Here is a 26,485-nt window from a genome sequence, read left to right as displayed (position 1 = left end):
GAAGTCACTTCATGACCGAGACCCCGTTGCGCACCCTGCGGCGGGTTCCCTCACGGCCTTCCGGCGACATCTCCATGCCCTCCATCCTCAAAAAGTTGATCCTGCTCATCGGCCTGCTGTTCGTGGTGAACGTGCTCGGGCTCTCGGTGTCGGTCGTGATCCGGGCAGTGCGAGCGGCGCTCTGGGGTGACCACCATGAACCGATGGCACCGCTGACCGTTTCGTTCGATCTGCTTGCACAAGCGCTCGCGGGTTGGGCGTTCCTGGCGGCAATGAAACGCGTGCCACCCGCGTCGACGTTGCTGGCCCCGCGCCCGCTGGTCACGCTATTGCTCTGCGTCGGTGCGATCGTGGTGACGACGCTCTGGGCCTTCGGTGCCAGCCTCATGACGTCGCTTCGTCCGTCGTTGGCGGTCATCAACCCGGCCGCGGCGACTCCGGCGCACGCGTTCGGCGGATGGCTGCCGCTACTGCTCGGCGCCATTCAAGCGGAGGTGCTTCATCGCGCCGTCTGGCAGTCGCTGGGCGCGTCGCTGTTCGGGCCTTGGCTGGGCTGGATCGGATGCGCGTTGTTCGTCGCTCTTGGACAAGCCGATTTCTGGTCTGCCTTGCCGACGGCATTGCTGCTCGGGCTCGTGTTCCTCCGCACGCAGTCGATCGTCTGCACCAGCGCCCTGAGCTTCGCCATGTCCGCTTCGCTCAAGCTGCTGACCGGTGCCACGCTGACACACGCGGCATTCATTCCACGGACGCCGTCCGAGCCTGTCGGGCTGCTTCAAGCCGCTTCGATGCTGATGCTCGCGCTTGTGTTCGACCTGCTCCACCGCACCTTCCGCCACCCCCACCCATCCCCCGAAGGAGAGAGCCACGATCCGCGTCCGCGCGACAACATCACCCCGACTCCACCTCCGTCGATCCGATGCAGTACCGCGACCTCCTCCCGTTCGCGCTGGCCGCGCTGGCGCTGACCGCCGCATCCGCGCGCGCCCAGTCCACCGTCACCGTCTACGGCCGTCTCAACGTCTCGCTCGAGCGCGCCGATGCCGGCCACTCGCCCCGCGACCGCGCCGTCTCCCGCGAGTCCAACAACCGATCCGTCATCGGCTTCCGCGGCACCGAGGAGCTCGGCGCCGGCCTCCAGGCGCTGTTCCAGATCGAAGGCTCGCTCGCCGTCGACACCGGCGTGGGGCCGTCGCTCGCGAACCGCGACACCCGCGTCGGGCTGCAGACGCCTTGGGGATTGGTGTTCGCCGGCCACTGGGGCACGCCGTACCTGCTTTCGACCAGCGGCTTCGATCCCTGGTATCCCACCACCGCCGGCTACATGGCGCTGATGGCCAACGGCTCCGCGCCGACGACGAGCCACACCGCCAACACCGCCTCCTTCGACCGCCGGCAGCAGAACGTCGTCCAGTACTGGACCCCCACCGTCCACGGCCTCACCGGCCGCGTCGCCTACGCCTTCAACGACGGCGACATCGGCCCCAACGGCTCCCGCCCGGACCTGGCGTCCGCGTCGCTCAGCTGGGACGACGGGCCGTGGAACGTCGCGCTCGCGCATGAGCGCCATCGCGACTACCAGGGCCCGGGGCTCACCGATGCCGCGACCAAGCTCGGCGTCGCGTATCGCGTCGGCGCCTGGCGACTCGCCGCCGCCGCGGAACGGCTGCGCTACGAGACGCCGACAGGCGCGCTTCGGCGCGACGCGTTCTTCGTCGCCGCGACCTGGCAGGCGCTCCCCGCCGTCAACCTGCGCGCGAGCTTCACCCACGCCGGCGACGGCAAGGGCCCCACCGGCGCGCGCGTCGGCTTCATCATCGCTGGCGACGACACCGGCGCGAGGCAGTGGACGCTGGGCGCGGACTACACGCTGTCCAAGCGCACCGGGCTCTACGCCTACGTCTCGCGCATCGACAACCAGGCCCGCGCGGCGTACGACTTCGCGATCAATCCGATTGGGGTGGGGGCAGGGGAGAAGCCCACCGTCTTCGCGGTGGGCTCGCGGCACGCCTTCTGACGCCTTCTGACACCGTCAGGGGGGCGCCGAAGCGTCGTTCGCCGCGGTCTGCGCGGCATCGACGGGAGGCGGCGGCGGGAACACCACCTTCAGGCCGACGCGTTCGTAGTCCTGAAGCTTCTGCTTCAACACGCGCTGCGTGAAGCTGCCGAAATCGGACGTGCCGAACCACATCCGGGTCAGCTGGTTCATCTCGAAGGACGACATCCGTCGGCCGCCCGCCAGCGCCAACACGTAGTTCTCCATCCACACCCTCGCGTTGTGGAGGGCGATGCCGCGCTGCTCCAGCAGGAGTTCGCGCTGGTTGAGCCCCAGCAGCGCGATGGTCCGCGCACCTTCCTCGCTGCGGGCCTGGAAGAAGCCGTCCTCGTTGCAGACGACGTGATCGTCCCAATCGAATCCAGGCGCCAAAGGGTCCAGCAGCAGCGGATGCTCGCTGCGCAGGTCGTCCTCCGGCGCCCAGGCGCGGTGTCGTTCGTCCGCCAGCGGAAACCGGTCGCCCTTGCCCGCGAGTTCCTTCTCCTCGCCATGACGGCGTTGCCGGTTGCAGTCGATGCAGGCCGGCAGCATGTTGGTCCAGGTGTAGGCCAGCCACCAATAGCCAGGATGGACCTCGCCCTCCTTGCGGGCCTTCGCGTCCGCGACGCGTGCCTTCGGGCGGAAGTGCTCCAGCTCCGGCGGCGACGACGAGATCAGCGTTTCGCAATACGCGCAGTGGTTGCCCGTCAGCGACATCAGGAAATCGATACCGCCCTTGTAGATGTCCTGGCGGATCCGATCGCTGCGCTCACCGGGCGGCGTGTTGGCCAGCACCTTCAGCGCCGCGGCGCAGGTCTCGCGCCATTCGCTCCAGCCGGGGGCCTGATGGGTCTCGTTCCGACACTGGTAGGTCATGCCTTCCCCCTTCAGGGTGCTTCGGAGACCGACGCGTCGCCGCGCCGCGCGCCGCTGTCCGCGACCGGCATCAACGGCTTGCCGGACAGCAGTTGGGCGAGCGCCTCCGCCACCGGGTTGCCGGGTTCCAGCACCGGCATCGGCGCGGGCTTCGCGACCACGCCGAACCTCAGCCGCTCGAACTGCGGCCGCAGCGCCTCCAGTTCGGCGCGCTCCGTCTCGTTGAGCAGCAGTTCCCGCTCGTACAGCTCCAGGTAGCGCTTGATGATGACCTCCGCATCCGGCTCGCGCGTGGAGCCCAGGTCGAACAACGGGCTCGTCAGGATCTGCTCGACGCTCCCACCCTGCAGGTCGATGTCCGGGCATCGCACCACCATCTGCCCGGTCGCCTCGTCCCGCTCCACCACCCGGATCTCGTCCGGCTTCAGCGCGCCCACCAGCAGCGCCGAATGCGTCGTCGCCACGATCTGCACGTTCGGGAACTCCTGCCGCGCCAGCGAGACCAGTTGCCGCTGCCATTGCGGATGCAGGTGGGCGTCCAGCTCGTCGATCAGCACCAGCGCATGCTCGCGCTCCGGCTGCTTGGAGTTCGGATAGATGTCGTAGAGCCGGCGCACCAGCACGCCCACCCAGTTGAAGATCGACCCCATCCCCTGGCTCAGCGCGTCGAACTCCACCACGCCGTCCCGCGTCTTCACCAGCACCGCGTAGCTCTTCGAGTCATAGCCGGCCAGCGTCACGTCCTCGCCCGGCAGCATCGCCTGCACGATGCGCTCGGCGGTCGCGAGCATGCGCTTCTCGCGCGCCGCGCCGCGCTCGGCCGCGACCGTCACGTTGACCAGCCATTGCTTCATGTCGTCCAGCCGGCTGTCGGCCGCGCCGGCGAGCAGCGGCTCCACGTCGCTCACCGACGGGTCGGAGATCGCCAGCGCCTGCGCCCCGGAGGGGTTCTTCGTCGTCACGCCGCGCAGCACCGGGAAGCCCAGCACCAGCATCCGCCGCAACAGCAGCGGCGAGTTCCGCGACCCCCGCACCTCCACCCCGTCCGAGGTCCGGACCAGTTCCGTGGTGACGACGTCCTTGTCGTTGAACTCCAGCGTGACCTGGCCCGCCTGCGCCGACCGCCTCAGCAGCCGCTGCGCGGGCGCGTTGGCGCGGTCGTCGGTGCCGGACATCGCCAGCGCCACCGCCCGCAGGATCGTCGACTTGCCGCCGCCGTTCATGCCCAGGAACACCGTCCAGTCCTCGTGCACCTCGATGGACACCTTCTCGTACACGCCGATGTTGACCAGGTGGATGCGCTTGAGCACCGGCTGGATGAAGCTCTCCTTCTTGCGTTCGCGCAGCGCCGCGTCGACGGTGTTCGCGAGCGCGTGCACCGCCGCGGGGATCGCGGCGAAGGTCGGGTCGGGCACGAAGCTGGCGAGCTTGATGCCGTAGGCGGCGCCGACGCTGAGCTCCCACAGGTGGTCGTCCGGATGCCGCGGCACCACCGCGATGTTCTCGCGGCGCGACGGCGCCTCCACCGGCGGCAGCACGCCCAGGAAGGCGCCGATGGTGCGGATGTCCGCGCCGACGAACAGCACGCTGTGCGTCGACAGGAAGGAGGACAGCAGGCGCGCGTACTCCGGGTTGCGGTCCAGGCGCCGGCGCAGGTCGGTCATCGTCAGGCAGACCGAGTCCGGGTCGCCGATCCGGCCGAAGGGCTTGAGCAGGCATACGCGGCGCTCGCGCAGGGCCTGTGTGAGCTTGTCGGACTCGTTGGGCGTGAACACCTGGGCGCCGAGGCGCCTCAGGGCCTCCGGGGCCGCGTCGTCCCAGGTGAGGTCGATGAACACGTTCACGTGCAGGCGCATCAGCTGCTCGTGCAGCACGCTCACCGTGCGCGGCGAGGGGAGGTCCGCCGCGATCAGCTCGACGATCTGCGGCGGCGGGACACGGGCGACCAGCGCGTCGAACAGCGCGTGCGCGCCGGCGCGGGTCGCCAGCACGCGCAGGCCGTCCGCGTCGTCGGCGTTGATGAAACCCCGCTGCTGGAGCTTGGTCAGCACCTGGTCCGCGATGCTGTAGGTCGTCGGCAGGCCCGCCTGCGCCGAGGCGCCGGAACCGAGCACGATGGCCAGCCGTTCCTCGATGGCGGCTTCCTCGAGGCTCTTGGGCAGGAGCAGCGCGGCGGGTTTCTGTTCCTCGGGGGGCGGCTTGAAACCCTGCAGGGCGGAGACGGTGCGCTTGGCTTCCTCGAGCGCTCGATGGTTGCTGAGCGTGGCGTTCTGCAACACCTGCGCATCGGACCTGCGTCGCAGCAGCGTCCAGAGGACGGCGCCCATGGCTGCGAAGGCGCTGAGAGCGGTCACGACGGTTCTCGGGTCCTTCGTCCAGGCCTCAAAGGGAGAGGTGTCGTCGATGGGCAGGGCGATGGGCGCGGCGATCTTGACCGCGGTGCTGGCGACCATGCGGCCATCGAGGCGGCTGTAAAGCGACACCGTCGCCTCGTCGAGGCGAGGGGCGAAGGTCTTGGGCGTCCGCACCGACAGCATCACCTGGGAGACCGGCAGGACCTGATCCGTGCTTCTGGAGGACTGGGCGCGTCCCGCCGACTGCGCCTTCGCGGCGTAGGAACCTTCCGCGCTGGTGGCCGGTGCCGGCGAGGGCGGCAGCACCGATTCGGCGAGCTCGCCGTCGACGGTCACCTGCAGCTGCTGCGCCAAGGTGCGCAACGTGGTCGGCGTCGAGGTGATGACATCGGCCGTCACGACGATCACGTTGCCGGCGGCGGGGGCCGGGGAGACACTCGCGATCCGCGCGTTCACGACGAAGTCCGGCAGCTCCGCCGTCGGGCGGCGGGCCGTCGGCTCGGTCGCCGGCGTCGCGACGGACGAGGCGGGCAGCGCAAACGGGAGGGGCGATGCGGATGCCGACGGGTACCCCTTCAGCCGGTCTTCCGATGGCTGGATGCCCGCGATCGCTGCCGAGCAGGCGATCGCCATCCCGCAGGCGACCCCGCGCCCGAGCCATCTCGCCACCGTTGCGTTCATGTCCGCTCCAGAAGGGCCTGGACCGCCCGTCCGGCGGACAAGTTAGACCTTGCGCGGTCCGGCGTCATCCCATGAATTGAGGACAGCTCCCCCCGGTTTCCACCTGGTCGACCTCCGCGTGGCGAAGGGGTGTCGCCCGTCCGCGCTTCACGGGATCAGCGCCGTGAGGTGGCCGATCGTGCGATGACCATCCTTGAGCAGGATCGGCTGCTGGCGACGCGCGGCAAGCCGCAACGCCTTGCGAAGCACCCGCAGGCTGGGAGCCTTGCCGATGTCGATCGTCGCGGGGCCAAGCCCATGCCGGTAAGCCTTGAGCATGTCGGGTCGCAGCAGCGCCTGGCAACGCACGTGCAATTCGCTCGTTGCATGGTGGCTCGCCACGTCCGGAGCGAGCCAGCCCAGGAGCTCCGTGAGCCGCCCATAGAGCAGCCGCAAGCGAGTCAATGCCTCGTCGGGCCTGGCCGGCGCGGGCGCGATCTGCCGGCGTGGACTGCCATGGCGTGCCCGGTCTTCGCTCAGCAACGGCCCCAGCTTCCAAATCGGCTCATGGTGGGCGATCCGGTTGCACAGCTCATTGCAGAGGTCCAGGCGCGCGAACAGCGCGTCCTGATGCTTCTGCTTGGACCAATGCGTCACCTGTCGCTGGCGGTGCCCGGGAAGCACCTCCAGCAGGATCTGACCCCAATCGATGGGCCTTCCTCGGATGTCACGCTTCAGGTCGAGCAGATGAGACCAGAACCCGAACGTGAGGCGGGAAACGACATCGTCGGGAGATGGCGCCGGCGCACGCGGCAGGTGTTGCTGCCCTTGGCGGAAATGGGTGATGTCCCTGATCTTTGCCTTGGACAGGACGCTCAGATCCACGCGTGCATACCAGTCCTTCGATCCCGAGCTTCCAGTCGCGCCATGGCGCTTGCTGAAGGCGCCGTGAAACTGGTTGCGCAACACCACTTCGACCTTGGCGACGACGCGCATCAGGCAGGCGCCGAGTTCTTCGTTCCATTGGTAGAGCCCCAGGACCTGGTCGTCGTCAGCGGCCCCGAAGAAGGTGCGGTAGTTGCTCAAGCGCGCTTGCGACAGCGCTTGGACCCGCGCGCCTGCATGGGTCGCAAGAGGGATGTTCGCTGCCGTGTCGAGCATGCGTGTTACGCTCCGCCGGTACGCGCTTGGACCTCATGAGCTGACAGTTCCCTCCTCGGACGGACGTCAGGTCCCAAGACGCAAATGAGGAGGCGGCCGCGAAAGCGGCCGTTTTCCTTTGTGCCCGATGCATATGCATATCACCAGAGTTCTGAAGGACGGTGGCAACATCGCCCCTTCCTACGAACAACGAGGGGTCCCATGAAAGCTCTCCGCATTTCCCTGATTGCAGCCGCGCTGCTCGCCGGCGCTTCCCTCGCGGCCCACGCCGCCGACCTGCTCGACGACATCAAGGCCCGCGGCACCCTGCGCGTCGCCGTCGAGGGCACCTATCCCCCGTTCAACTTCAAGGACCCCAAGGGCCAGCTCGACGGCTTCGACGTCGACATCGCCAAGGCCATCGCCGCCAAGCTCGGCGTCAAGCCCGAATTCACCACCACCGAGTGGAGCGGCATCCTCGCCGGGCTGCAGGCCGGCAAGTACGACGTCATCGTCAACCAGGTCGCCGCCACCGACGAGCGCCGCAAGACCTTCGACTTCTCCGCCCCCTACGTCACCTCCTACCCCCAGCTGATCGTCCGCGCCAACGAGACCCGCAAGCTCCAGACGCCGGCCGACCTCAAGGGCAAGAAGATCGGCGTCGGCCAGGGCAGCAACTTCGCCGACCTCGCCAAGCGCTGGGACGGTGTCGAAGTGCGCACCTATCCCGGTGCCACCGAGTACCTCCAGGACCTGGCCACCGGCCGCATCGACGCCGCCCTCAACGACAGCCTGCTCATCCCCTACCTCAAGGAGAAGACCAAGCTCCCGGTGAAGGCCGGCGCCGCCATCGGCGACCCCGCCACCAACGCCATCCCCTTCCGCAAGGGCAGCCCGAAGTTCCAGGCCGCCATCGACAAGGCCCTGGCCGACCTGCAGGCCGACGGCACCTACGCCAAGATCTCGACCAAGTGGTTCGAGCGCGACGTCAGCAAGCCGATCGACAACAAGTAAGCCCCGGCGCCGGCCCGGCCGCCCGACCTCAGCCCGCGGCGATCCGCGGTCTCTCGTCGAGCCGGCCGCCCGCCAGCGTCACCACGCGCTCCGCGCCGGCGATCGTGTCCGGCCGGTGCGCGATCACCAGCCGCGTCACCGGCAAGCGCGCCAGGTTCGCCGTCACCGCCCGCTCGCAGGGCACGTCCAGGTGGCTGGTCGCCTCGTCCAGCGCCAGGATCCGCGGCCCGCAGTACAGCGCCCGCGCCAGCAGCACCCGCTGCTTCTGGCCGCCCGACAGCCCGCTCCCCAGGTCCCCCACCAGCGTCTGGTAGCCCATCGGCATCCGGCGGATGTCCTCGTGCACCTCGGCCAGCGCCGCGCAGGCCTGCACCCGCTCGGCATCCGGCCGCGCGTCGAAGAACGCGATGTTGTCCGCCAGCGAGCCCGTCAGCAGCACGTCCTCCTGCATCACCGTGCCGATCCGCCGGCGCACGTTGCGCAGCCCGAGTTGCCGCATCGGGATGCCGCCGTAGAGCACCTCGCCCTCGACCGGCTCCAGCAGGCCCAGCAGCAGCTTCATCAACGTCGTCTTGCCCGAGCCGCTCGGCCCGGTGATCGCCAGGCTCTCGCCCGCCGGCACCACCAAATTCGCGTGCCGCAGCAGCCACGGCTCCCGGTCGCCGTGGCGGAACCCGACGTCGCGCAGCTCCAGGCTGGCATCCAGGTGCGCGAGGTCGCAGGCCACCGCCTCGTCGGGCTCCGGCGGCTCCAGCGCGATGTCGGCCAGGCGCTCGGCGTGCAGGCCCAGCATCCGCAGCTCGACCACGTAATTGATCAGCGCCGACACGCGGCCGGTGAACTGGGTCTTGTAGCTGAGGAAGGCGAACAGCATGCCGACCGTCATGACGCTCGCCGCCGCGCCGGCGCCGCCGTGCTGGCCGTCCAGGATCAGCGACGCGCCCAGGTACAGCACCAGCAGGTTCTCGATGCCGAAGACGAAGGTGTTGGCCACCCCCATCGCCATCGTCAGCTTCGCGGTGCGGACGTCGCGGTTCTGCACCTCGACGATCAGGTTCTGCCATTGGCTGCGCCGCTCCTGGTCGCGGCCGAAGAGCTTGAGCGGCGTCATCGCGCGCAGCGTCTCGAGGAAGTGCGTGCTTTCGCGCGCGGCGACGACCAGGCGCTCGGCCGACGCGTCGCGCAGCGGCCGGTAGGCGGCCCAGCGCAGCAGCGCGTACAGCGCGCAGGCGACGATCACCACCAGCGCCAGTTGCCACGCATAGACCAGCATCATGACCAGCGCGGCGACGCCCATGACGCCGTCCAGCACCGCCTCGATCGCGGCGGTGGTCAGCGTCTTCTGGATCGCGTCCACGGCGCCGAAGCGCGAGGTGATGTCGCCGAGGTGGCGTTTCTCGAAGAACGCCACCGGCAGCCGCAGCAGGTGGGCGAAGGCGTTGCCCCGCCACTGCAGCGACAAGGTCTGTGTCAGCAGGATCAGCATCCAGGAGCGCGCCAGGCCCAGCGCCGTCTGCGTGAGCAGCAGCAGGCCGAAGCCGATCACCAGGACCTTCAGCAGGTCGCGGTCGCCGGAGGTGAGGACGTCGTCGACGATCAGTTGGTTGCACAGCGGCGCGACGATGGCGAAGAGCTCCAGCACCAGCGCCACCAGCAGGATCTGGAGCAGCGCGCCGCGCAGCCCGAGCACCCGGCCGGTCAGCGCGCGCAACGACACGCGCGGCGGCGGGGTGGCGGGCTTGAACTCGGCATTCGGCGTCAGCTCGAGGGCGACGCCGGTGAAATGCGGGGAGACCTCGTCCAGGCTCAGCCGGCGCTCGCCGACGGCCGGGTCGAGCAGGGTGACGGTGTCGCCGCGGACCTTCGTCAGCACGACGAAGTGGTTCATGTCCCAGTGGAGGATGCAGGGCAGCGTCAGCTGGCGCAGCTGGGTCAGTTCCAGCTTCAACGGCCGGCCGGAGAAACCCAGCCCGGCGGCGACGTCGAGCAGATCCTGCAGCCGCATGCCCTTCAGCGCGGCGGGGAAGCGGCGCCGCAGCTCCGGCAGCGTCGCCGAGGTGCCGTGCGCGGCGGCGACCATCGCCAGGCAGGCCAGGCCGCATTCGGCGGCCTCCGCCTGGAGGAGGGGGGCGAGGCGGCTCATCGGTCGGGCCAGGTGGCGAACGCCTGCAGGACGGCGATCGACAGGAGCGCCAGCAGGGCGGTCAGCAGGGTGCGTTTCATGGACGTCGTGGCGGGGAAAGGCGAGGCGGCGGGAAGCCGGGCGGCGGCAGGCAGGGCATCGGGACGGCGGTGGGAAGAGGCGGGCGCCGCACCGAGAGGTGAAGCGCCCGCGGATCAAGGATCAAGGCACGGTCCGTCGGCCGCCGGGCCGCGCCAGGGGTGCCGGGCGGGGGCCCCGGCCGGCGTCTGCCGATCATTCGGCGCGCGGATCGGGCTCGAAGAAGTCGCCCATCTTGTCCAGGACATAGGCGGCCACGCAGTACAGCAGGTAGCCGAAGAAGGGAGAGATGCCGCCGTGGACCTGGTCGATCTCGTCTTGGGTCAGTTCTTGCATGTCAAACATCCTCAGGTGAAAGGCCGAAATCGGTCGGCCGCCGTTTCCCCGGCGTCGATCGCTCGCCGCCGGAAAAGGGGTTGCGTCGCTAGAGCCGCTGGGTCGTCGCCAGCAGCGGCTCCAGCAGCCATTCCCAGATGCGCCGGTGCTCCAGGCTCACGTCCGCGTCCAGCGCCATGCCGGCGCGCAGCGGGACCGGGCGCCCGTAGGCGGCGATGTCCTGGCGGTCCAGCCGCACGTCGATCCGGTACAGCGGCTCGTTGGCCTGCGCCGCGCTGACCAGCGCCTGGCCCTGGCCGGCGGGCAGGTCCTGCGGCGCGATCGGCGTGGCGCTCACATGGGCGACCTCGCCCTTGGCCATGCCGAACTTCTGGTACGGGTAGGCGGCGTAGCGCAGCCATACCGGCTGGCCGGGCTGGATGAAACCGACCGTGCGGCTGGGGGCGTAGAGCTGGGCGACGAGGCGCGGCCCGGCGCTGGGCAAGAGGGTTTCGGCCCCGGGCGTCAGCGTCGCCAGCGTCTGTCCGGCGAGGACCGCCTGCCCCGCGTGCAGCGGTAGCGCGCTGACGTGGCCGTCGCGCGGCGCGGTGACGGTGACGCCGGTGCGGGCCTCGAGTTCCGCGCGTTCCTGCTCGAGCTGCGCGACCCCGCGGTCGAGCTGCGCCATCGTGGTCGCCAGCGTCGTCGGCAGGGCGACCAGCTCCGCCTCCAGCGTCTTCGCCTCCCGCGTCAGCGTCTCGATCGATCGCTGCGCGCCCCGCTCGCGGGCCTGCAGGTCGAGCAGCTCCTCGTCCCGTTGCTGCGCCTGCGTCTCCGGCACGAAGCCGCGCGAGGCCAGCTCCACGTAGCGCTGGCGGCTGCGCCGGGCGAGCTCGACGCGTTGGCGAACCATCTCCAGTTCCTCGCGCGCCTGGGACGTCTCCGCGCGCAGGCTGGCGAGCCGGTCGTCGATCGTCTGGCGGCGCTCCTCCGATTGCCGGGCCTGCAGGCGGCGTTCGGTCGCGAGGCTGTCCCGGCGGGCCTGGATCGCGCGCAGGGTCAGCGCGGTCATGTCGCCGCCGTCGACCTGCCGTTCGCTGTGGACCCGCAACAGCGGCTGTCCGCGGCGGACCGCGTCGCCTTCGCCGACGAGCACCGCCTGGACCTGTCCGGCCAACGGCGACGCGACCTGCAGCAGGCCGCCGACCGGCATCAAGAGGCCCGGCACGCGGGACTTGCGCGACACCTGCCCGAGCAGCGCGAAGGCGATCAGCGCGAGCGCCAGCACCAGCGCGATGCCGGCGACGACACCGAAGGCCGGCCGTTGCGCGACCCGGATGGTGCCCATCCAGGAGGCTTGCTGGGATTGCGTGACTGCCGCTCGAAACATGATCCGCTGGTCGCCGTCGGCGCTGTTGGGTTGCGATGGAGCGGATTCTTTTGCCGTTGGCGGCGGTCGCGGCGAGGGCGCGGAGGGGGCTCCGAATGAGGATTGATCCGGCCAGGGAATCGTGCTGCCCCGCCCGTTTGTGAACGCCGCCGCCCTCATCGAGTCAGCGTTGCATTCGATGTGAGGAGCCCGACAGTCAATGCGGGTGGGCTGGAGCGGAGGGAATGGCGCGGCGTGTCGCGAGACTCCACAAGCTGGTTGATGGATGTCTGTCAGCGAGCAACCCTTCGGATCGAAGGCGATGTCGGTGAATCGCGTCTGAATGTGGCGCGGCGCCCACGCCGGGGAGGGCGGGGCGCCGCGTGGGGGAGCGAACTCGGGCCTGGATGCCCGCGAACCGCGAGCCGCGAGCGATGGCCGAGTTACTTCTTGCGGTCCTTGCGCTGGCTGGCGGCGTACTGGCGGACCTGGTCGAGGGTGACCGAGCCGGTCTTCTGCGTGTCGACTTCGTCGAAGTGCTTGGCCAGGCGGGGCATGCCGGCCTCGGCTTCGGCCTTGGTCAGCTTGCCGTCGTGGTCCTTGTCCGCGGCGGCGAAGCGTTCCTCGAGCTTCTGGGCGGCCTTGCCGCTCTGGGCCTGCGCGGGCAGGGCGATGAGGGCCAGGGTGGCGATCAAGGCGCCGGCCATGGCGGTCAGGACTGCTTTCATGGGAACTCCGCTGAAGTGGAGCCCACAGCGTCGCAGCGGGATGCGCAGGGTTGATGAGGCGTGGGTAAAGCTACGTCAACGGGGCATCCACCGTTCGCGGTCTGTCGCTGCCGACGACACGTCGACAGAACGTGTCGCAGAAATCGAGTTTTGGCGACATGAGAGACCCGTCATGTCGTCGCCGGCGACATATCGCTGGAACGTGTCGCAGAAATCGACTTTCGACGACATGAGAGATCGCTCATGTCGTCGCCGGCGACATATCGCCGGAACGTGTCGCAGAAATCGAGTTTTGGCGACATGAGAGACCGGTCATGTCGTCGCCAGCGACACGTCGCCGGAACGTGTCGCGAAAAGCGACTTTTGGCGACATGACAGGTGCCGCAGTCGCCCGCTTTATTTGCAGAACGAGGAGATATCGCCTTGCGCGGTGCGGCGGTCGTAGTCGTCGGTCGGCTTGCCGTTCGAATGCACCATCGAGCCGCTCAGGATGTCGCGGGCGAGCGCGCAGCGGTAGGCGTCGGTCTCGCGGTTGAGGCCCTTGGACAGCACCGGCGGGCCTTTCGGGGCCTCAGGCGTGGCGACGGGCGGATGAAGCGGTTTCGAGGGCGTGGGTTTCGGTCTCGGCGGCGGTGGCGGCGGGACCGGCTGGGCCGGCGGAGGCGGCTTGATCTCGGTGTGGCGGGTGCCGGCGTCGGTCGGTTTGCGCTCGGAGTACTGGACGCGGCCGTCCGCGTCGACCCACTTGTAGACCTGCTGCGCCTGCGCGGCCATCGCCGGCACGCTCAGGACGATCGCCATCGCGGCCGACCGCAGACCCGCCCGGACGGCGTTCCGTCCCTTGTTTGCTCGCGCCCACACTGCCATGGCGCCCTCCCTGAAACCGTCGTTGTTGTGATCGGCGCGAACTGTAAGCAGTCGGTGACAATTGGGACATCCCTCCGGCAGGGGTTGCGTCAGTTGAAACGCCACAGCGAGGCCAGCGCCTTCGCCGTACCTCGGCAGCCAGAGTTGCTCAATACCTGGATGAGGATCCGCCCGGGCACACCACCGATCGCTTCATCGACCGCCTTGACCACGTTTTGGCGCTCGGCGCTCGCGCTTCGAGGCCGGGGGCCGAGGTGCCTTCGCCGCCGGCGCGAGACCCAGGAGTTCCTCGTGTTCCCGTGCGCGCAACTCCTGCGTCGCGTCCTCGATCGCGTCCAGGGCCGCGCGCTCCCGTGTCTGCTGCGCCTGATAGGCGAGCACGCCTTCTCGCGTGAGCCGCCGTTGCCCGCCTTCGGTCATCGCGACGGGACCCAGCAGTCCCAGGTCACTGAGCATCGCGACATGGGGGCGGCTCAGCCCAAGGATGCGCGCGGCTTCGGAAGTCCGGATCCGGTCGGTCCCGTGGTCCGACGCCGCGGGCGGCGACAACGGAACCAGGCTGATCAGCACCGCGCCCGGGCGCCGGGGATCGGCCAAGTACTCCAACTGGACGCGGCGATCGCCGAACTCCTGGTCTCGCACGCGCATCACCGACTGCGCCAACACCTCCAGCTCATTCAAGGACTTCTCCAGCATCCGGTGCACGTCGGCCAGGGCCTCTGGCTCGGGATAGGCATCGCCTTCGCTGAGATGCGCGCAGATCGCCAGCGCACGCTGGATGGCGGCGCTGACGGACTCCGGCGCGCCGCTGTCCGCGCCAGGCGTGAGACGCATGGGCTTCGATCTGCGGCGCGGCGCCTCGGGCTCCATCGCGACTGGCGGAAGGGCCGTCCCGCGGCGGCGTCGCGACACGGGAACAGCGGCGATGTGCTTGGACGAACTCATGGCCGTCAGCTTAGCGCGATCACCATGATCTCGAAAATAGCGAAAGGGAGCCGGCTCATGCGAGTCAGGCGCTGTCTACACTTGCGCCCCTCCCCGAGCCTCCCGCATGCAAGCCCTCCTCGACGCCATCGCCACCCTGTCCCGGCCCACCGACGCCTGTCGTGTCTTCCACGGCCGGGGCGGTCGTTTCCCCGGTTGCGAGCACTGGGCGCTCGACTTCTACCCGCCGGTCTGGCTGCTCACCAGCTTCGCGCCGGTGCCCGACGAGGACCTCGTCCGCGTCGGCGACGCGCTCGCCGCGCGCTGGGCCGCCATCGCCCCGGGCGAGCCGCTGAACTGGCTCTTCCAGCACCGCGACGAGAACCGCCCCGCCAACCGCCTGATGGCCGGCGCGATCCCCGACGAGCACATCGTCGAGGAGGACGGCCTGCGCTTCCTCGTCAACCTGCCGCACGGCCAGAACCACGGCTTCTTCCTCGACATGGCCGAGGGCCGCCGATGGGTCCGACGCTGGGCCCAGGCGCACCCCGGCGGCCGGGTGCTGAACCTCTTCGCCTACACCTGCGCGTTCTCGGTCGCCGCGCTGCACGCCGGCGCCGCCGCCGCGGAGAACTACGACATGGCCCGCGGCCCGCTGGCCACCGGCCGCCGCAACCACCAGCTCAACGGCGTGCAGGACCGCGCGGCCTTCCACGCCCACGACATCTTCAACTCCTGGGGAAAGATCCGTCGCGGCGCGCCCTACGACCTCGTCGTGCTGGACCCGCCGAGCTACCAGAAGGGCAGCTTCGTCGCGAGCAAGGACTACGCCCGCCTCGCGCGCAAGCTGCCCGAGCTGCTCGCGCCGGGCGGCCACGCGCTCGTGTGCCTGAACACGCCCAAGCTCGGCACCGCCTTCCTGCGCGAGACGCTGGCCGCCGAGGCGCCGGAACTCGAGATCGTCGAACGCGTCGCGAATCCCGCGGCCTTCGCCGACATCGACGAGGAGCGCGCGCTCAAGGTGCTCGTGGTCCGGCAGCCGGCCTGAGGTGCCGCGCCGGCCTGAGGCCAGTCCACGCCCCGCCAGGACGCGGCCGGGCCGCTGTCGCGCCAGGCCGTGCCCGTCCGCCAGCCACTACCATCGCCGGTCATCACCGTCACGGCCGCGACCGGCCAGGGAGAAGACCATGGGGCTCTACGCCAGCTTCCGAGCGATCGACGACGCCACCGCGAACGAGCTGCTCGACGACCCTGACGCCATCGAGCGCCTGCTCGGCGAGGAGGACGAGGCCGAGGACCTCGACCGCCTGGGCATCGTCGACATCGACAAGGCCTGGCACGGCCTGCACTTCCTGCTGCTGTCGATCGCCGAGGCGGCCGGCGCCGGCGAGGACGCGCCGCTGGCGCGCGCCGTGCTCGGCGGCGAGCCGCTGAGCGAGGAGGAGGACTGCCGCGTCCTCGGCCCCGAGGAGGTCCGCGACATCGCCGCGGCGCTCGCCGCGATCACCGAGGACCAGCTCCGCGACGCCTTCGATCCCGCCGCGATGGCCGAGGCCGACATCTATCCCGACATCTGGGTGCGCGATGGCGAGGAGGCGCTCGACTACCTGCTGGTGCACTTCCCGACGCTGGTCCGGTTCTATCGGACCACCGCCGACGCTGGCCACGGCGCGCTGCTGCGCATCTGCTGACGCGGATGCCACCGGGCTCACGCCCGGCCGTCGTGCCGGGTCGTGCCTTGCCTTGCCTTGCCTTGCCTTGCCTTGCCGAGCCGAGCCGAGCCGAGCCGGGCCGAGCCGATCGGCCGTGGCGTCGACCGCGGAATGGTCAGCAGGTCCGCTCGGCGATCGCTTCCCGGACGCGGTCCAGCGCGGTCCCGAGCCGCGCGATGTCCACCGACCCCAGCGCCAGCCGGATCGCATGCGGCACCTGCTTGCCGGCGGCGAAGGGCTCGGCCGTCGACACCGACACGCGCTCGCGCTGCAGCGCCATCGCCACCTGGTCCGCGCGCACCTCCTCGCCCAGCGGCAGCCACACGAAGTACGAGGACGGATGCCCGATCCGCGGCATCGCCCCCAGCCGCTTGGCCACGAGGCGCTGCCGCCGGGTCGCGTCGGCGCGCTTCTCGTCCTCCAGCCGCGCCACGGTCCCGTCCTCCAGCCAGCCCGCGGTGATCGCGGTCATCACGCCCGGCGTGTTCCAGGTCGTCGCGCGGATCGCCCGTTCCAGCGCCGGCACCCACGCCGGCGGCGCCACCGCGAAGCCGACCCGCAGGCCCGCCGCGACGCTCTTCGAGAACCCCGACACGTACACGGTGCGCTCCGGCGCCAGCATCGCCAGCGGCGGGGGCGGGTCCTGCGCGAGATACGCGTAGGCGCCGTCCTCGATGACCAGCAGGTCGTGCCGCCGCGCGATCGCCGCCAGCTCGCGCCGCCGCGTCGCCGCCATCACCCAGCCCAGCGGGTTGTTCAGCGTCGGCATCGTGTAGATCGCCTTGACGCGCCGCCGCCGGCACAGCGTCTCCAGCGCGTCGAGGTCGGGTCCCGCGCCCGCCGCCGGCACGGCGACCAGCTCCAGCCGGTGCATCTCCGCCAGCAGCCGGAAACCGGGATAGGTCAGCGCGTCCACCGCGACCACGTCGCCGGGCTTGAGCAGCGCCATCAGCGTCACCGCCAGCCCGTGCTGCGCGCCGTCGACGATCAGCACCCGGTCGCCGTCGACCGCCATCCCGCGCCGGACCAGGTGCCGCGCCACCGCCGCGCGGTCCGCGGGCCGCCCGCCGTGCGGCTGGTAACGCAGCAGCGCCTCGAGGTCGCCCGCGCCGGCCAGCTGCCGCAGCGCGCCGCGCAGCAGCTCCGCCTGGCCCGGCAGCGACGGGTAGTTGAAGCTGAGGTCCACCATGTCCGCCGCCACCGCGTGCAGGTCCACGCCCTGGCCCGTGGCCAGCGCGGTCTCCTTGACGAAGGTGCCGCGGCCGGTCTCGCCGCTGATCAGCCCCATCGCCTGCAGCTCCGCGTACACCCGCGTGGCCGTCACCAGCGCGAAGCCCTCGCGCGCCGCGAGCTCGCGGTGCGTCGGCAGCCGCGTGCCGGCCGCCAGCGTCCCCGTCCGGATCTCCGCCGCCAGCCGGTCGACCACCGCCTTGTACCTGGGCTCCGCCATCGCGCACCGCCTGTATCCATGACAATTCTTTGATTGTATTGAGCATCGCCGCTACGCTGGCCGCTTCCCTGCATCGAGGCTCTCATGGACACCGCATCGCGAGGCTGGCTCAACGGATTCATCGGCGTGCTGATCTTCAGCGGCTCCCTGCCGGCGACGCGCGTCGCCGTCGCGGACTTCGACCCGGTCTTCCTCACCGCCGCGCGCGCCTCGATCGCCGGCCTGCTCGGCCTGGCGGCGCTGGCGCTGCTGCGCGCGCCGCGGCCGTCGCGGGCCCAGGCCCAATCGCTGGTGCTGGTCGCGCTGGGCGTGGTGATCGGCTTCCCGCTGCTGACGGCGCTGGCGCTGCGCCACGTCACCTCGGCGCATTCGACGGTGTTCATCGCGCTGCTGCCGCTGTCCACCGCCGCCTTCGGCGTGCTGCGTGGCGGCGAGCGGCCGCGGCCGGCGTTCTGGGCCTTCTCGCTGCTGGGTAGCCTGTGCGTGGCTGGCTTCGCCGCGATGCAGGGCCTGAGCGCCTCGCCGGCGGGCGACCTGCTGATGCTGGCGGCCATCCTGGTCTGCGGCCTGGGCTACGCGGAAGGCGCGAAGCTGTCGCGCACGCTCGGCGGCTGGCAGGTGATCTGCTGGGCGCTGGCGATCGCGCTGCCGTTCATGCTCGGCCTGGCGCTGTGGCGCATGCCGGAGAGCGTCGCCGGCGTCGGCACGCCGGCCTGGCTGGGCCTGGCCTACGTGTCGCTGTTCAGCATGCTGATCGGCTTCTTCTTCTGGTACCGCGGCCTGGCGCAGGGCGGCATCGCCGCGGTCGGCCAGCTGCAGCTGCTGCAGCCGCTGTTCGGGCTCGGCCTGGCGGCCTGGCTGTTGCGGGAATCGGTCAGCCCGGCGATGCTCGCGGTCACCGTCGCCGTGATCGGCTGCGTGGCCGGGGCGCGGCGCTTCTCGCGCCCCCGCTGACGTCAGCGTCCACCGGCGCGGGCGGAGGCCCGTCGCCCGCTGGATCGGGCAAGCCTCCCGTCGGATCAGGCAACCCGCGCCGGCGCCCGCCTTCCTAGACTGCGGATCGTCCCGACGCAGCCACAGGAGGTCGACATGGGCGCTCGCTTCGCATGGGATTCCTCGATGCCATCGCCGTGCGCGATGGCCTGCACCGCGGTGCTGGGCCTGATGGCCCTGGCGCCGCCGGCGCAAGCGGCCGACGGCGCCGCCTTCCAGCCGACGCCGATCTCGGCGACGCCGAACCGCCAGGACGGCCTGGCCGCCTTCGCGCAGATCGAGCGCGTGCTGCTTCATCCGCGATGTCTGAACTGCCACGTGCCCAACGCGCCGCTGCAGGGCGACTTCAGCCGCGTGCACTACCCGCCGGTGCAGCGCGGGACCGACGGCAAGGGCGTCGCGCCGCTGCGCTGCACCACCTGCCACTCGACCGCCAACAGCCCGCTGCCGCACGCGCCGCCGGGCCTGGAGACCGACGGCCAGCCCGGCTGGCACATGCCGCCGGCCCACATGAAGATGTCGTGGCTCGGGCTGAAGGGCGCGGCGCTGTGCAAGACCTTCCGCGAGCCCCGCACCAACGGCAACCGCTCGCTGGCGATGCTCGAGCAGCACATGGTCACCGACCACCTGGTCGCCTGGGGCTGGTCCCCCGGTCCGGGCCGGGCGCTGCCGCCGCTGGACAAGGCCGCCTTCGACGAGCAGGTCCGCGCCTGGATCCGCAACGGCGCCCCGTGCGACGCCACCGAGCCGCTGCGCAAGTCGGTCGGCGCGACGAAGGCGGACGCCTCGCGCGACGTCGCCGACCACCTGCGCGCGCTCGCGGCCAGCGCCAGCGCCAACGACAACAGCAACAGCAATAGCAATAGCAACGACGCTTCGAGGAGCCAGCCATGATCTCGTTCCGCCTCAACGGCCAGGACCAGCGGGTCGACGTGCCCGGCGACACGCCGGTGCTGTGGGTCCTGCGGGACACGCTGGGCCTGACCGGCACCAAGTTCGGCTGCGGCATCGCGGTCTGCGGCGCCTGCACGGTGCACATCGACGGCCAACAGCGCCGCGCCTGCGTCACGCCGATCGAATCGGTCGCCGGCCAGCAGGTCACGACGATCGAGGCGATCGCCGCCGACCGCGTCGGCCAGGCGGTGCAGGACGCCTGGGTCAAGCACGACGTCGTGCAGTGCGGCTACTGCCAGAGCGGCCAGGTCATGGCCGCGGTCGCGCTGCTCAAGGCCAACCCGAAGCCCACCGACGCCGACATCGACGCCGCGATGAGCGCCAACCTCTGCCGCTGCGGCACCTACGTGCGGATCCATGCCGCCGTCAAGGACGCCGCGCGGTCGATCGCGTGAAGGAGCCCGCCATGCGACCCATGTTCCAGTACCTGAACGGCGGGCTGCCCGGCGCGCTCGCCGAGGCCGCCGCCACCGGCCTGCCGCTCGCCATGATCGGCCTCGAGCGCCGCGTCTTCCTGAAGCTGGGCCTGGCGTCCGGCTTCGCGCTCTACGCGGCCGGCGCCGGCGCGCAGGACCCCACCGCGGGCGGCAGCGCGCCGGGCGCGCCCGAGCCGCTCAAGCCCTTCCAGCAGCCCTCGGCCTTCGTGGCGATCGACGCGGACGGCGTCGTCACCGTCACGATCGGCAAGATCGACTTCGGCCAGGGCGTGCAGACGGCGCTGCCGATGCTGGTGGCCGAGGAGCTGGACGCGGACTGGAGCAAGGTCCGCTGCGAGCTCGCGCCCGCCGGCGAGGCCTACAAGGATCCGTTCTTCCACATTCAGATGGTGGGCGGCTCGACCAGCATGAAGGCCTCGTGGCAGCAGTACCGGGAGATCGGCGCGCGGATGCGCGCGATGCTGGTCGCGGCCGCCGCGAAGCAGCTCGACACGCCGGCCGCGCAACTGCGCACCGAGTCCGGCAGCGTCGTCGCGCCGGACGGCCGGCGGCTCGGCTACGGCGTGCTGGCGCAGGCGGCCTTCGCCGAGCCGGTGCCCGCCGCGGTGACGCTGAAGACGCCGGCGCAGTTCAAGCTGATCGGCAAGCCGACGGGCCGGCTCGACGCGCGGGCCAAGTCCAGCGGCCGCCAGGACTTCGGCATCGACGTCAAGCAGCCCGGGCTGCGCACCGTGGTGATGGTCCATCCGCCGGTCTTCGGCGGCCGGGTCGCGCGCTTCGACGCCGCGCCGGCGCTGGCCGTGCCCGGCGTGGAGGAGGTGATCCAGGTGCCGCTGAGCGGCGGCGCGGTCGGCCTGGCGATCGTCGCCAACGGCTTCTGGCCGGCGCGCAAGGCGCGTGAGCTCGTCAAGGTCGACTGGGACCTGAGCGGTGTCGAGCGCGTCGACAGCGCGGCGCAGCTCGAGCAGTTCCGCGCGTTGGCGAAGCAGCCCGGCGTCAGCGTGCAGCAGGCCGATACCTCGGCGCTGGCGACGGCCAAGGCGGCGGACCGGATCACGGCGGAGTACAGCTTCCCCTACCTGGCCCACACGCCGATGGAGCCGCTGAACTGCACGATCGACTTCCGCGGCGACCGCTGCACGGTGTGGGTCGGCTCGCAGTTCCAGACGGTGGACCAGGCGCAGGTGGCCGGCGTGCTGGGCCTCAAGCCGGAGCAGGTGGTGCTGAACACGATGACCGCCGGCGGCGGCTTCGGCCGGCGCGCGACGCCGACCTCGGACTACGTCGTCGAGGCGGCGCAGGTCGCCAAGGCGCGGCACGCGGCCGGCAAGACCGGGCCGATCAAGATGATCTGGTCGCGCGAGGACGACGTGCGCGGGGGCTACTACCGCCCGGCCCACCTGCACCGCGTCGAGATCGCGCACGACGGCCAGGGCGGCGTGCTGGCGTGGAAGCATGTGATCGTCGGCCAGTCGATCACGATGGGCACGCCGTTCGCGGACTTCATGGTCAAGAACGGCGCGGACGCCACGATGACCGAAGGCGTGGCGGAGAGCGCCTACCCGTTCCCGATCGCGCTGGAGGTGCATCACCCGAAGGCCAACGTGCCGGTGCTGTGGTGGCGCTCGGTGGGCCACACCCACACGGCCTTCGTGATGGAGACGCTGGTGGACGAGCTGGCGCGCGCCGGCCGGCAGGACCCAGTGGCCTATCGCCGCAAGCTGCTGGCCAAGCATGAGCGCCATCTCGCGGCGCTGGACCTGGCGGTGGCGCGGTCCGGCTACGGCAAGACGAAGCTGGCCAAGGGGCGCGCCTGGGGCGTGGCGGTGCACGAGTCCTTCAACACCGTGGTGGCCTACGTGGCCGAGGTGTCGATGAAGGACGGGCGGCCGGTGGTGCACCAGGTGACCGCGGGCGTGCATTGCAACCTGGCGGTGAATCCGCGCTCGATCGAGGCGCAGGTGCAGGGCGCGCTGGTGATGGGCATCGGCATGACGCTGCCGGGGGCGGCGATCACGCTGAAGGACGGCGAGGTGCAGCAGAGCAACTGGCACGACTACCGCGTGCCGATGCACGTGGACGCGCCGCAGGTGGCGGTGTTCGTCGTGCCCTCGGCCGATCCGCCGACCGGGATGGGCGAATGCGGCGTCCCGCCGATCGCGCCGGCGATCGCGAACGCCGTGGCCGCGCTCACCGGCCAGCGCTGGCGCAGCCTGCCGTTCCCGGCCTGAGGGCGAGCACGGGCGCGATCGCAAGGCGAGCGAAGGCGAGGGCAGGCCAGGCTGTTCCTCGCCTCGCCTCGCCTCGCCTTGCCTCGCCTTGCCTTGCCTCGCTTGGCCTGGCCTGGCCTGGCATGGGCAGGCCGCTCAACCGGCCGGGAGACCCAGGCCGCGGCGCAGCGCGCTCTCCGCCGCGGCGTTCTGCCGGCGCGAGATCGCCGCGTTGGGCGCCATCAGCTCCGAGCCGTGGAACGCGCCCGGCACCACCAGCAGTTCGGTGGGCACGCTGGCGTCCATCAGGCGGCGGGCGAAGGCGATGTCCTCCCCGACGAACAGGTCCAGCGACCCGACGCCGATGAACGTCGGCGGCAGGCGCGACAGGTCCACGACCCGGGCCGGCACGGCCGCCGCGGGCGTGCGGGGATGGCCGGGCTCGCTGCCGAGGAACGAGCGCCAGCCGAAACGGTTCTGCTCGCGCGACCAGGAGAGCGCGCCCTGGTGAGGCGGCGGCTCGACCGTCGAGCCGGTCCGGTCGTCCAGCATCGGCGAGTTGAGCAGCAGGAAGCGGATCGGCACCTCGCCCCGGTCGCGCGCGGCGATGGCCAGCAGCGCCGCGTGTCCGCCGCCCGCGCTGCCGCCGGAGACGGCGATCCGGGCGGGATCCACGCCGAGCGCCTCGCCCTGGCGGTGCAGCCAGGCCAGCGCGGCGTGGTCGTCCTCCAGTGACTCGTGCCAGCGCGCTTCCGGCGCGAGGCGGTATTCCACCGACACCGCCAGGCAACCCAGCGCGCGGGCGCGCTGCTGCAGCGCGGCGATGCCGGCCTTGGCGGAGCCCGCGACCATCCCGCCGCCGTGCAGGTCGAGGATCGCCGGGCGCGAGGCGCCGGCCGCGGCGTTGATGACGTAGACGCGGACCTCCGGCGTGCCGCGGGCGCCAGGGATCAGGCGCTCCTCGACCGGCACGTCCGGCAGCGGCGCCGGGCCGTTGGCGGACCGGGCGCGCATCGCGGGCAGGTTCTGGATCGACAGCGGCGGCATCGACGCCGCAGCGGCCAGGACCCGCTCGGCGACCGGACGCAATTCGGGATCCACGAGCGCCAACGGATCGACGGCCCCCGCCGCGGAGACGGGCGCGGCCGGCGCGGCCCGCGCCACCTGCGCCACCTGCGCCACCTGCGCCACCTGCGCGGCTGGGGCGATCGCGCTGCCGGCCGCGATCGCCCGGCCGACGACGCCGGCCCCCGCCGCCACGCCGCCCAGTCGCACTAGGTCACGTCTGCTGATCTGCATCGCCTTGCTCCTTTCGCGTACGCACCTTGTCACAAAAGCGTTGACAAGTCTACGGTTAATTTGGCCGGAAACGGCGTTCCAGGCTACGACGGTGCAAGACGCCCGGCGGGGCGATCCTCGACAGTCCTTCCTCGTGGACCGGGTTTCCCGCCGGGGTTTCGGTCCCGCGAAACAAAACGACTTCAAACGCAACACCGCATGAATCAGGGGCACGCTACAAATGCCACACCGACAGCTCGATGCGTTGAACAGGTCGACCTTCGAATCGCTCGGGACGGATGCATGGGTGGTGAATGATGGGGAATCCGGAGCCCGGGGCGGCGGAGATTGCCGCGACAAAAAACTCGATCGTCTATCAGCCGATGCCGCAGCGCGGCATGACGGTGGCGTCGCTGACGATCAGCGATTTTCAATTCGAGCGGCACAGCCATGCTGAATATGCGCTGGGTTTCACCGCGCGCGGTGTCCAGTCCTTCAATTGCCGGGGCGGGAAATTCCGCAGCACGCCGGGCGACGTGATCATGCTGAATCCCGACCTGGTCCACGACGGTTTGCCGGGCGAGGCCGGCGACTACGAATACCGGATGGTGTATGTCGAGCCGGACGCGCTGGACGACTGGCACGACCGGGCCGCGGGCATCCGGATGGGCCGCTACTTCGGCCCGGTGGTGACGCACGATCCCACGGCCGCGGACCTGCTGCGGACCGCCCTCTCGGCGACGAACCAGCCGCAGGAGGCGCTGCGCGCCGACGTGCTGCTGATGCGGGCGGTGATGGCGTTCTTCATGCGGCACGGCGAGCAGCCGGGCGAGTGCCGGGCGCTGGCCTCCGAAGGCGGATTGCGGATGGTCCGGATCCGGGAATACATCCACGCCCATGCCAACCGCGATTTGTCGCTGACCGAATTGGCCGACGAGGCCGGTGTTTCTCGGGTGTATTTGAGCCGGGCTTTCGAGAAGCAATTCGGTGTCCCGCCGCATATCTATTTGAATGCGGTGCGGATCCAGGCGGCGAAGGCCTTCCTGCGTTGCGGCAATTCCTTGGCCGACACGGCGATGCGCACCGGGTTCTTCGACCAGAGCCATTTCACCCGCCGGTTCAAGGGCGCCTTGGGCGTCACGCCGGGCGCGTGGTTGCGTCAGATCCGTGGCAAATGAATGTGGCCCCGAGGTTGTGAACGTCCAAGACCTGGGCAGGCCCCTCGGGCGAGACTGGCCGCCTGTATCGACATCGAGTATTGAAGCCATGAGCATTCGTCCGGCCACCGACGCGGATATTCCAAGAATCTGCGCCCTTTATGAAGAAGCCATCGACTTCCAGCGGCGAGGCGGTTTTCCGTCGTGGCAGTCGCTGGGAGCCGAGTCGATCCGCAAGGACCTGACCTCGGGCGAGCTGCACGTGCTGGTGCTGGACGGGCTCGTCGTCGGCGCCTTCTGCTTCAGCCGTCCGTCCCGGCTCGACCTGGACCTCTGGCAGGACCCGGAACCCGTCCCCGCGCGCTACCTCAACCGCATCGTGGTGGGCCGCGAGTGGAAGGGCCATCGGCTCTTCGAGTCCATCCTGATCTGGAGCGAGTCGCGCGCGCGGCAGGCGGGCATCCGCTTCCTGCGGCTCGTGACCTGGCAGGAGAACCTGCCGCTGATGCATTACTACGAGGACTTCGGCTTCGTCTTCATGGGGGCGCGGACGACGGCCCACAGCGAGGCCTATGCCCCTCCCTACCGCGGTCTCCGGCTCTCGATCCTGCAGAAGCCGGTGAACCCTTCCCACACGCCCAACCCGATGGATGAAGCCCTTGCAAACCAATGAATCGCCCCGGATCGCCATCGTCGGCGGCGGGCCTGGCGGCCTGACGCTGGCCCGTATCCTCCATGTCCACGGCATCGCCGCGACGGTCTTCGAGCAGGACCTGGACGCCTCGGCGCGCACGCAGGGCGGGTCGCTGGACCTGCACCCCGCCAGCGGACAGTTCGCGCTCAAGCAGGCGGGCCTGCTCGACGAGTTCCTGAAGCACGCGCGCTACGAGGACCAGGGCATGCGGCTGGCCGACCGGACCGGCAAGGTGCTGGTCGACAAGGTCGACGCGCACGGCGGCGACCGGCCGGAGATCGATCGCCGGCTGCTGCGCGCGCTGCTCCTGGACGCGTTGCCGGAAGGCGCGGTCCGATGGGACCGGAAGCTGCACGCCGTCGAGCCCACCGAGGAGGGCTATCGGCTCCGCTTCGAGGAGGGCCCGTCGGAAACCTTCCAGCTGGTCATCGGCGCGGACGGCGTGTGGTCGCGGGTGCGGCCGCTGCTGTCGGACGTGAAGCCGGACTACACCGGCCTGTCCTTCATCGAGATCGGCATCGACGAGATCGACGACCGGCATCCGGCGCTGGCCGCGCTCGTCGGGCACGGGATGTTCTCGGTCAAGGACGGCGCGCGCCGCCTGCTGGCGCAACGCAATGCCAACGGGCATGTGCGCATCTACATCACGCTGTTGCTGGAGCGGCCGTCGCATGTGGAGCGCCACATCGACCTGTCGAGCCCCGAGGCGGCGCGGCGCGACTTGCTGAAGCGCTTCGAAGGCTGGGCGCCGGACCTGCTGGCGCTGATCCGCGTCTGCAACGACGAGATCGTTCCCCGCCCGATCTATGCCTTGCGGCCGGGGCATCGCTGGACCCATCGCCCGGGGCTGACCTTGATCGGCGATGCCGCCCATGTCATGTCGCCCGCCGGCGGGCACGGGGTCAACATGGCCATGCTGGATGCCGCCGAGCTGGGCCGGCGCATGGTGACGCACCCCACGCTGGACGACGCCGTCCGGTCGTATGAGGCGGCGATGTTCGCCCGCATCGGGCCGCTCGCCGCCGAGGTGGCCAAGGGATGGGAATCCCACTTCAAGAACTGACGACGCCGCCTCCCGCTCCTCCCGCCCCTCCCCC

General features: G+C 70.6%; 23 protein-coding genes. 12 read left to right on the top strand and 11 right to left on the bottom strand.

Translation table 11 applies throughout. The annotated features are described in order from the left end of the window. Positions 1 to 11: 11 nt before the first annotated feature. Entirely contained in the window at positions 12 to 968 is a 957-nt protein-coding gene (locus N5D62_RS03040; protein ID WP_279756019.1) for a hypothetical protein, read from the top strand. Beyond that, positions 920 to 2,017, top strand: a complete 1,098-nt coding sequence (locus tag N5D62_RS03035; RefSeq protein WP_279756017.1) for a porin — start codon at positions 920 to 922, stop codon at positions 2,015 to 2,017. The genes N5D62_RS03040 and N5D62_RS03035 overlap by 49 nt, the downstream gene beginning before the upstream one ends. A 15-nt stretch (positions 2,018 to 2,032) precedes the next feature. On the opposite strand, the gene N5D62_RS03030 is transcribed toward N5D62_RS03035, so the two are convergent. From N5D62_RS03030 to N5D62_RS03020, 3 genes are all read right to left on the bottom strand, one after another. Next, complete coding sequence (locus tag N5D62_RS03030) at positions 2,033 to 2,911, bottom strand: hypothetical protein (RefSeq protein ID WP_279756015.1); 879 nt, start codon at positions 2,909 to 2,911, stop codon at positions 2,033 to 2,035. Positions 2,912 to 2,922: 11 nt separating this feature from the next. Continuing rightward, a complete protein-coding gene (locus N5D62_RS03025) occupies positions 2,923 to 5,946 on the bottom strand; it encodes an AAA family ATPase (RefSeq protein WP_279756014.1) in 3,024 nt (1,007 codons plus the stop codon). A 147-nt stretch (positions 5,947 to 6,093) separates the two neighbouring features. Next, positions 6,094 to 7,086, bottom strand: a complete 993-nt coding sequence (locus N5D62_RS03020; RefSeq protein WP_279756013.1) for an Abi family protein — start codon at positions 7,084 to 7,086, stop codon at positions 6,094 to 6,096. Positions 7,087 to 7,287: 201 nt separating this feature from the next. Here N5D62_RS03020 and N5D62_RS03015 point away from each other — a divergent pair, with 201 nt between their 5' ends. After that, entirely contained in the window at positions 7,288 to 8,079 is a 792-nt protein-coding gene (locus tag N5D62_RS03015; protein WP_279756012.1) for a transporter substrate-binding domain-containing protein, read from the top strand. Positions 8,080 to 8,107: 28 nt separating this feature from the next. Here N5D62_RS03015 and N5D62_RS03010 read toward each other — a convergent pair whose 3' ends face one another. The 6 genes from N5D62_RS03010 to N5D62_RS02985 form a co-directional block, all read right to left on the bottom strand. Then, a complete protein-coding gene (locus tag N5D62_RS03010; protein ID WP_279756010.1) occupies positions 8,108 to 10,222 on the bottom strand; it encodes a peptidase domain-containing ABC transporter in 2,115 nt (704 codons plus the stop codon). Positions 10,223 to 10,495: 273 nt separating this feature from the next. Beyond that, entirely contained in the window at positions 10,496 to 10,636 is a 141-nt protein-coding gene (locus N5D62_RS03005) for a hypothetical protein (RefSeq protein WP_279756009.1), read from the bottom strand. Positions 10,637 to 10,724: 88 nt separating this feature from the next. Beyond that, positions 10,725 to 11,963 carry an HlyD family efflux transporter periplasmic adaptor subunit gene (locus N5D62_RS03000; protein ID WP_279756008.1) on the bottom strand — a complete coding sequence of 413 codons (1,239 nt, stop codon included), beginning with the start codon at positions 11,961 to 11,963 and terminating at the stop codon, positions 10,725 to 10,727. Positions 11,964 to 12,427: 464 nt separating this feature from the next. Continuing rightward, a complete protein-coding gene (locus N5D62_RS02995) occupies positions 12,428 to 12,712 on the bottom strand; it encodes an EF-hand domain-containing protein (RefSeq protein WP_279756007.1) in 285 nt (94 codons plus the stop codon). A 396-nt stretch (positions 12,713 to 13,108) separates the two neighbouring features. Continuing rightward, positions 13,109 to 13,513 (bottom strand): DUF4124 domain-containing protein, encoded by a 405-nt coding sequence (locus N5D62_RS02990; RefSeq protein WP_279756006.1) that lies wholly within the window; start codon positions 13,511 to 13,513, stop codon positions 13,109 to 13,111. Between the two features lie 258 nt (positions 13,514 to 13,771). Continuing rightward, complete coding sequence (locus N5D62_RS02985; protein WP_279756005.1) at positions 13,772 to 14,524, bottom strand: hypothetical protein; 753 nt, start codon at positions 14,522 to 14,524, stop codon at positions 13,772 to 13,774. Between the two features lie 106 nt (positions 14,525 to 14,630). On the opposite strand from N5D62_RS02985, the gene N5D62_RS02980 reads away from it, so the two are divergent. Together N5D62_RS02980 and N5D62_RS02975 are read left to right on the top strand one after the other, a co-directional pair. Beyond that, entirely contained in the window at positions 14,631 to 15,551 is a 921-nt protein-coding gene (locus tag N5D62_RS02980) for a class I SAM-dependent methyltransferase (RefSeq protein ID WP_279756004.1), read from the top strand. A 139-nt stretch (positions 15,552 to 15,690) separates the two neighbouring features. After that, entirely contained in the window at positions 15,691 to 16,194 is a 504-nt protein-coding gene (locus N5D62_RS02975; protein ID WP_279756002.1) for a YfbM family protein, read from the top strand. Between the two features lie 136 nt (positions 16,195 to 16,330). On the opposite strand, the gene N5D62_RS02970 is transcribed toward N5D62_RS02975, so the two are convergent. Then, on the bottom strand, positions 16,331 to 17,665 hold the full coding sequence (locus N5D62_RS02970) for a PLP-dependent aminotransferase family protein (protein WP_279756001.1): 1,335 nt from the start codon (positions 17,663 to 17,665) through the stop codon (positions 16,331 to 16,333). A gap of 84 nt (positions 17,666 to 17,749) precedes the next feature. On the opposite strand from N5D62_RS02970, the gene N5D62_RS02965 reads away from it, so the two are divergent. The 4 genes from N5D62_RS02965 to N5D62_RS02950 all read left to right on the top strand — a co-directional run bounded on the left by N5D62_RS02965 (position 17,750) and on the right by N5D62_RS02950 (position 22,280). Beyond that, positions 17,750 to 18,619 (top strand): DMT family transporter, encoded by an 870-nt coding sequence (locus tag N5D62_RS02965; protein WP_279756000.1) that lies wholly within the window; start codon positions 17,750 to 17,752, stop codon positions 18,617 to 18,619. Positions 18,620 to 18,784: 165 nt separating this feature from the next. Next, positions 18,785 to 19,552 (top strand): hypothetical protein, encoded by a 768-nt coding sequence (locus tag N5D62_RS02960; protein WP_279755998.1) that lies wholly within the window; start codon positions 18,785 to 18,787, stop codon positions 19,550 to 19,552. Beyond that, the gene (locus N5D62_RS02955) at positions 19,549 to 20,007 is read left to right on the top strand and encodes a 2Fe-2S iron-sulfur cluster-binding protein (protein ID WP_279755997.1); all 459 of its coding nucleotides are present in this window, start codon (positions 19,549 to 19,551) and stop codon (positions 20,005 to 20,007) included. The genes N5D62_RS02960 and N5D62_RS02955 overlap by 4 nt, the downstream gene beginning before the upstream one ends. A gap of 92 nt (positions 20,008 to 20,099) precedes the next feature. Next, positions 20,100 to 22,280: a xanthine dehydrogenase family protein molybdopterin-binding subunit gene (locus N5D62_RS02950; protein ID WP_279756192.1), complete on the top strand. Its 2,181-nt coding sequence runs from the start codon at positions 20,100 to 20,102 to the stop codon at positions 22,278 to 22,280. A gap of 135 nt (positions 22,281 to 22,415) precedes the next feature. Here the strand turns inward: N5D62_RS02950 and N5D62_RS02945 are convergent, their stop codons facing one another. Next, the gene (locus tag N5D62_RS02945) at positions 22,416 to 23,558 is read right to left on the bottom strand and encodes an alpha/beta hydrolase fold domain-containing protein (protein WP_279755996.1); all 1,143 of its coding nucleotides are present in this window, start codon (positions 23,556 to 23,558) and stop codon (positions 22,416 to 22,418) included. Positions 23,559 to 23,851: 293 nt separating this feature from the next. Here N5D62_RS02945 and N5D62_RS02940 point away from each other — a divergent pair, with 293 nt between their 5' ends. The 3 genes from N5D62_RS02940 to N5D62_RS02930 all read left to right on the top strand — a co-directional run bounded on the left by N5D62_RS02940 (position 23,852) and on the right by N5D62_RS02930 (position 26,451). Further along, positions 23,852 to 24,715 (top strand): AraC family transcriptional regulator, encoded by an 864-nt coding sequence (locus N5D62_RS02940; RefSeq protein ID WP_279755995.1) that lies wholly within the window; start codon positions 23,852 to 23,854, stop codon positions 24,713 to 24,715. An 88-nt stretch (positions 24,716 to 24,803) separates the two neighbouring features. Beyond that, complete coding sequence (locus N5D62_RS02935) at positions 24,804 to 25,367, top strand: GNAT family N-acetyltransferase (RefSeq protein WP_279755994.1); 564 nt, start codon at positions 24,804 to 24,806, stop codon at positions 25,365 to 25,367. Beyond that, entirely contained in the window at positions 25,354 to 26,451 is a 1,098-nt protein-coding gene (locus N5D62_RS02930; RefSeq protein ID WP_279755993.1) for an NAD(P)/FAD-dependent oxidoreductase, read from the top strand. The genes N5D62_RS02935 and N5D62_RS02930 overlap by 14 nt, the downstream gene beginning before the upstream one ends. Positions 26,452 to 26,485: the final 34 nt, after the last annotated feature.

The organism is Mitsuaria sp. GD03876 (assembly GCF_029840635.1).
Classification (GTDB): Bacteria; Pseudomonadota; Gammaproteobacteria; order Burkholderiales; family Burkholderiaceae_C; genus Roseateles.
This window is presented reverse-complemented; position numbering and strand designations above follow the sequence as displayed.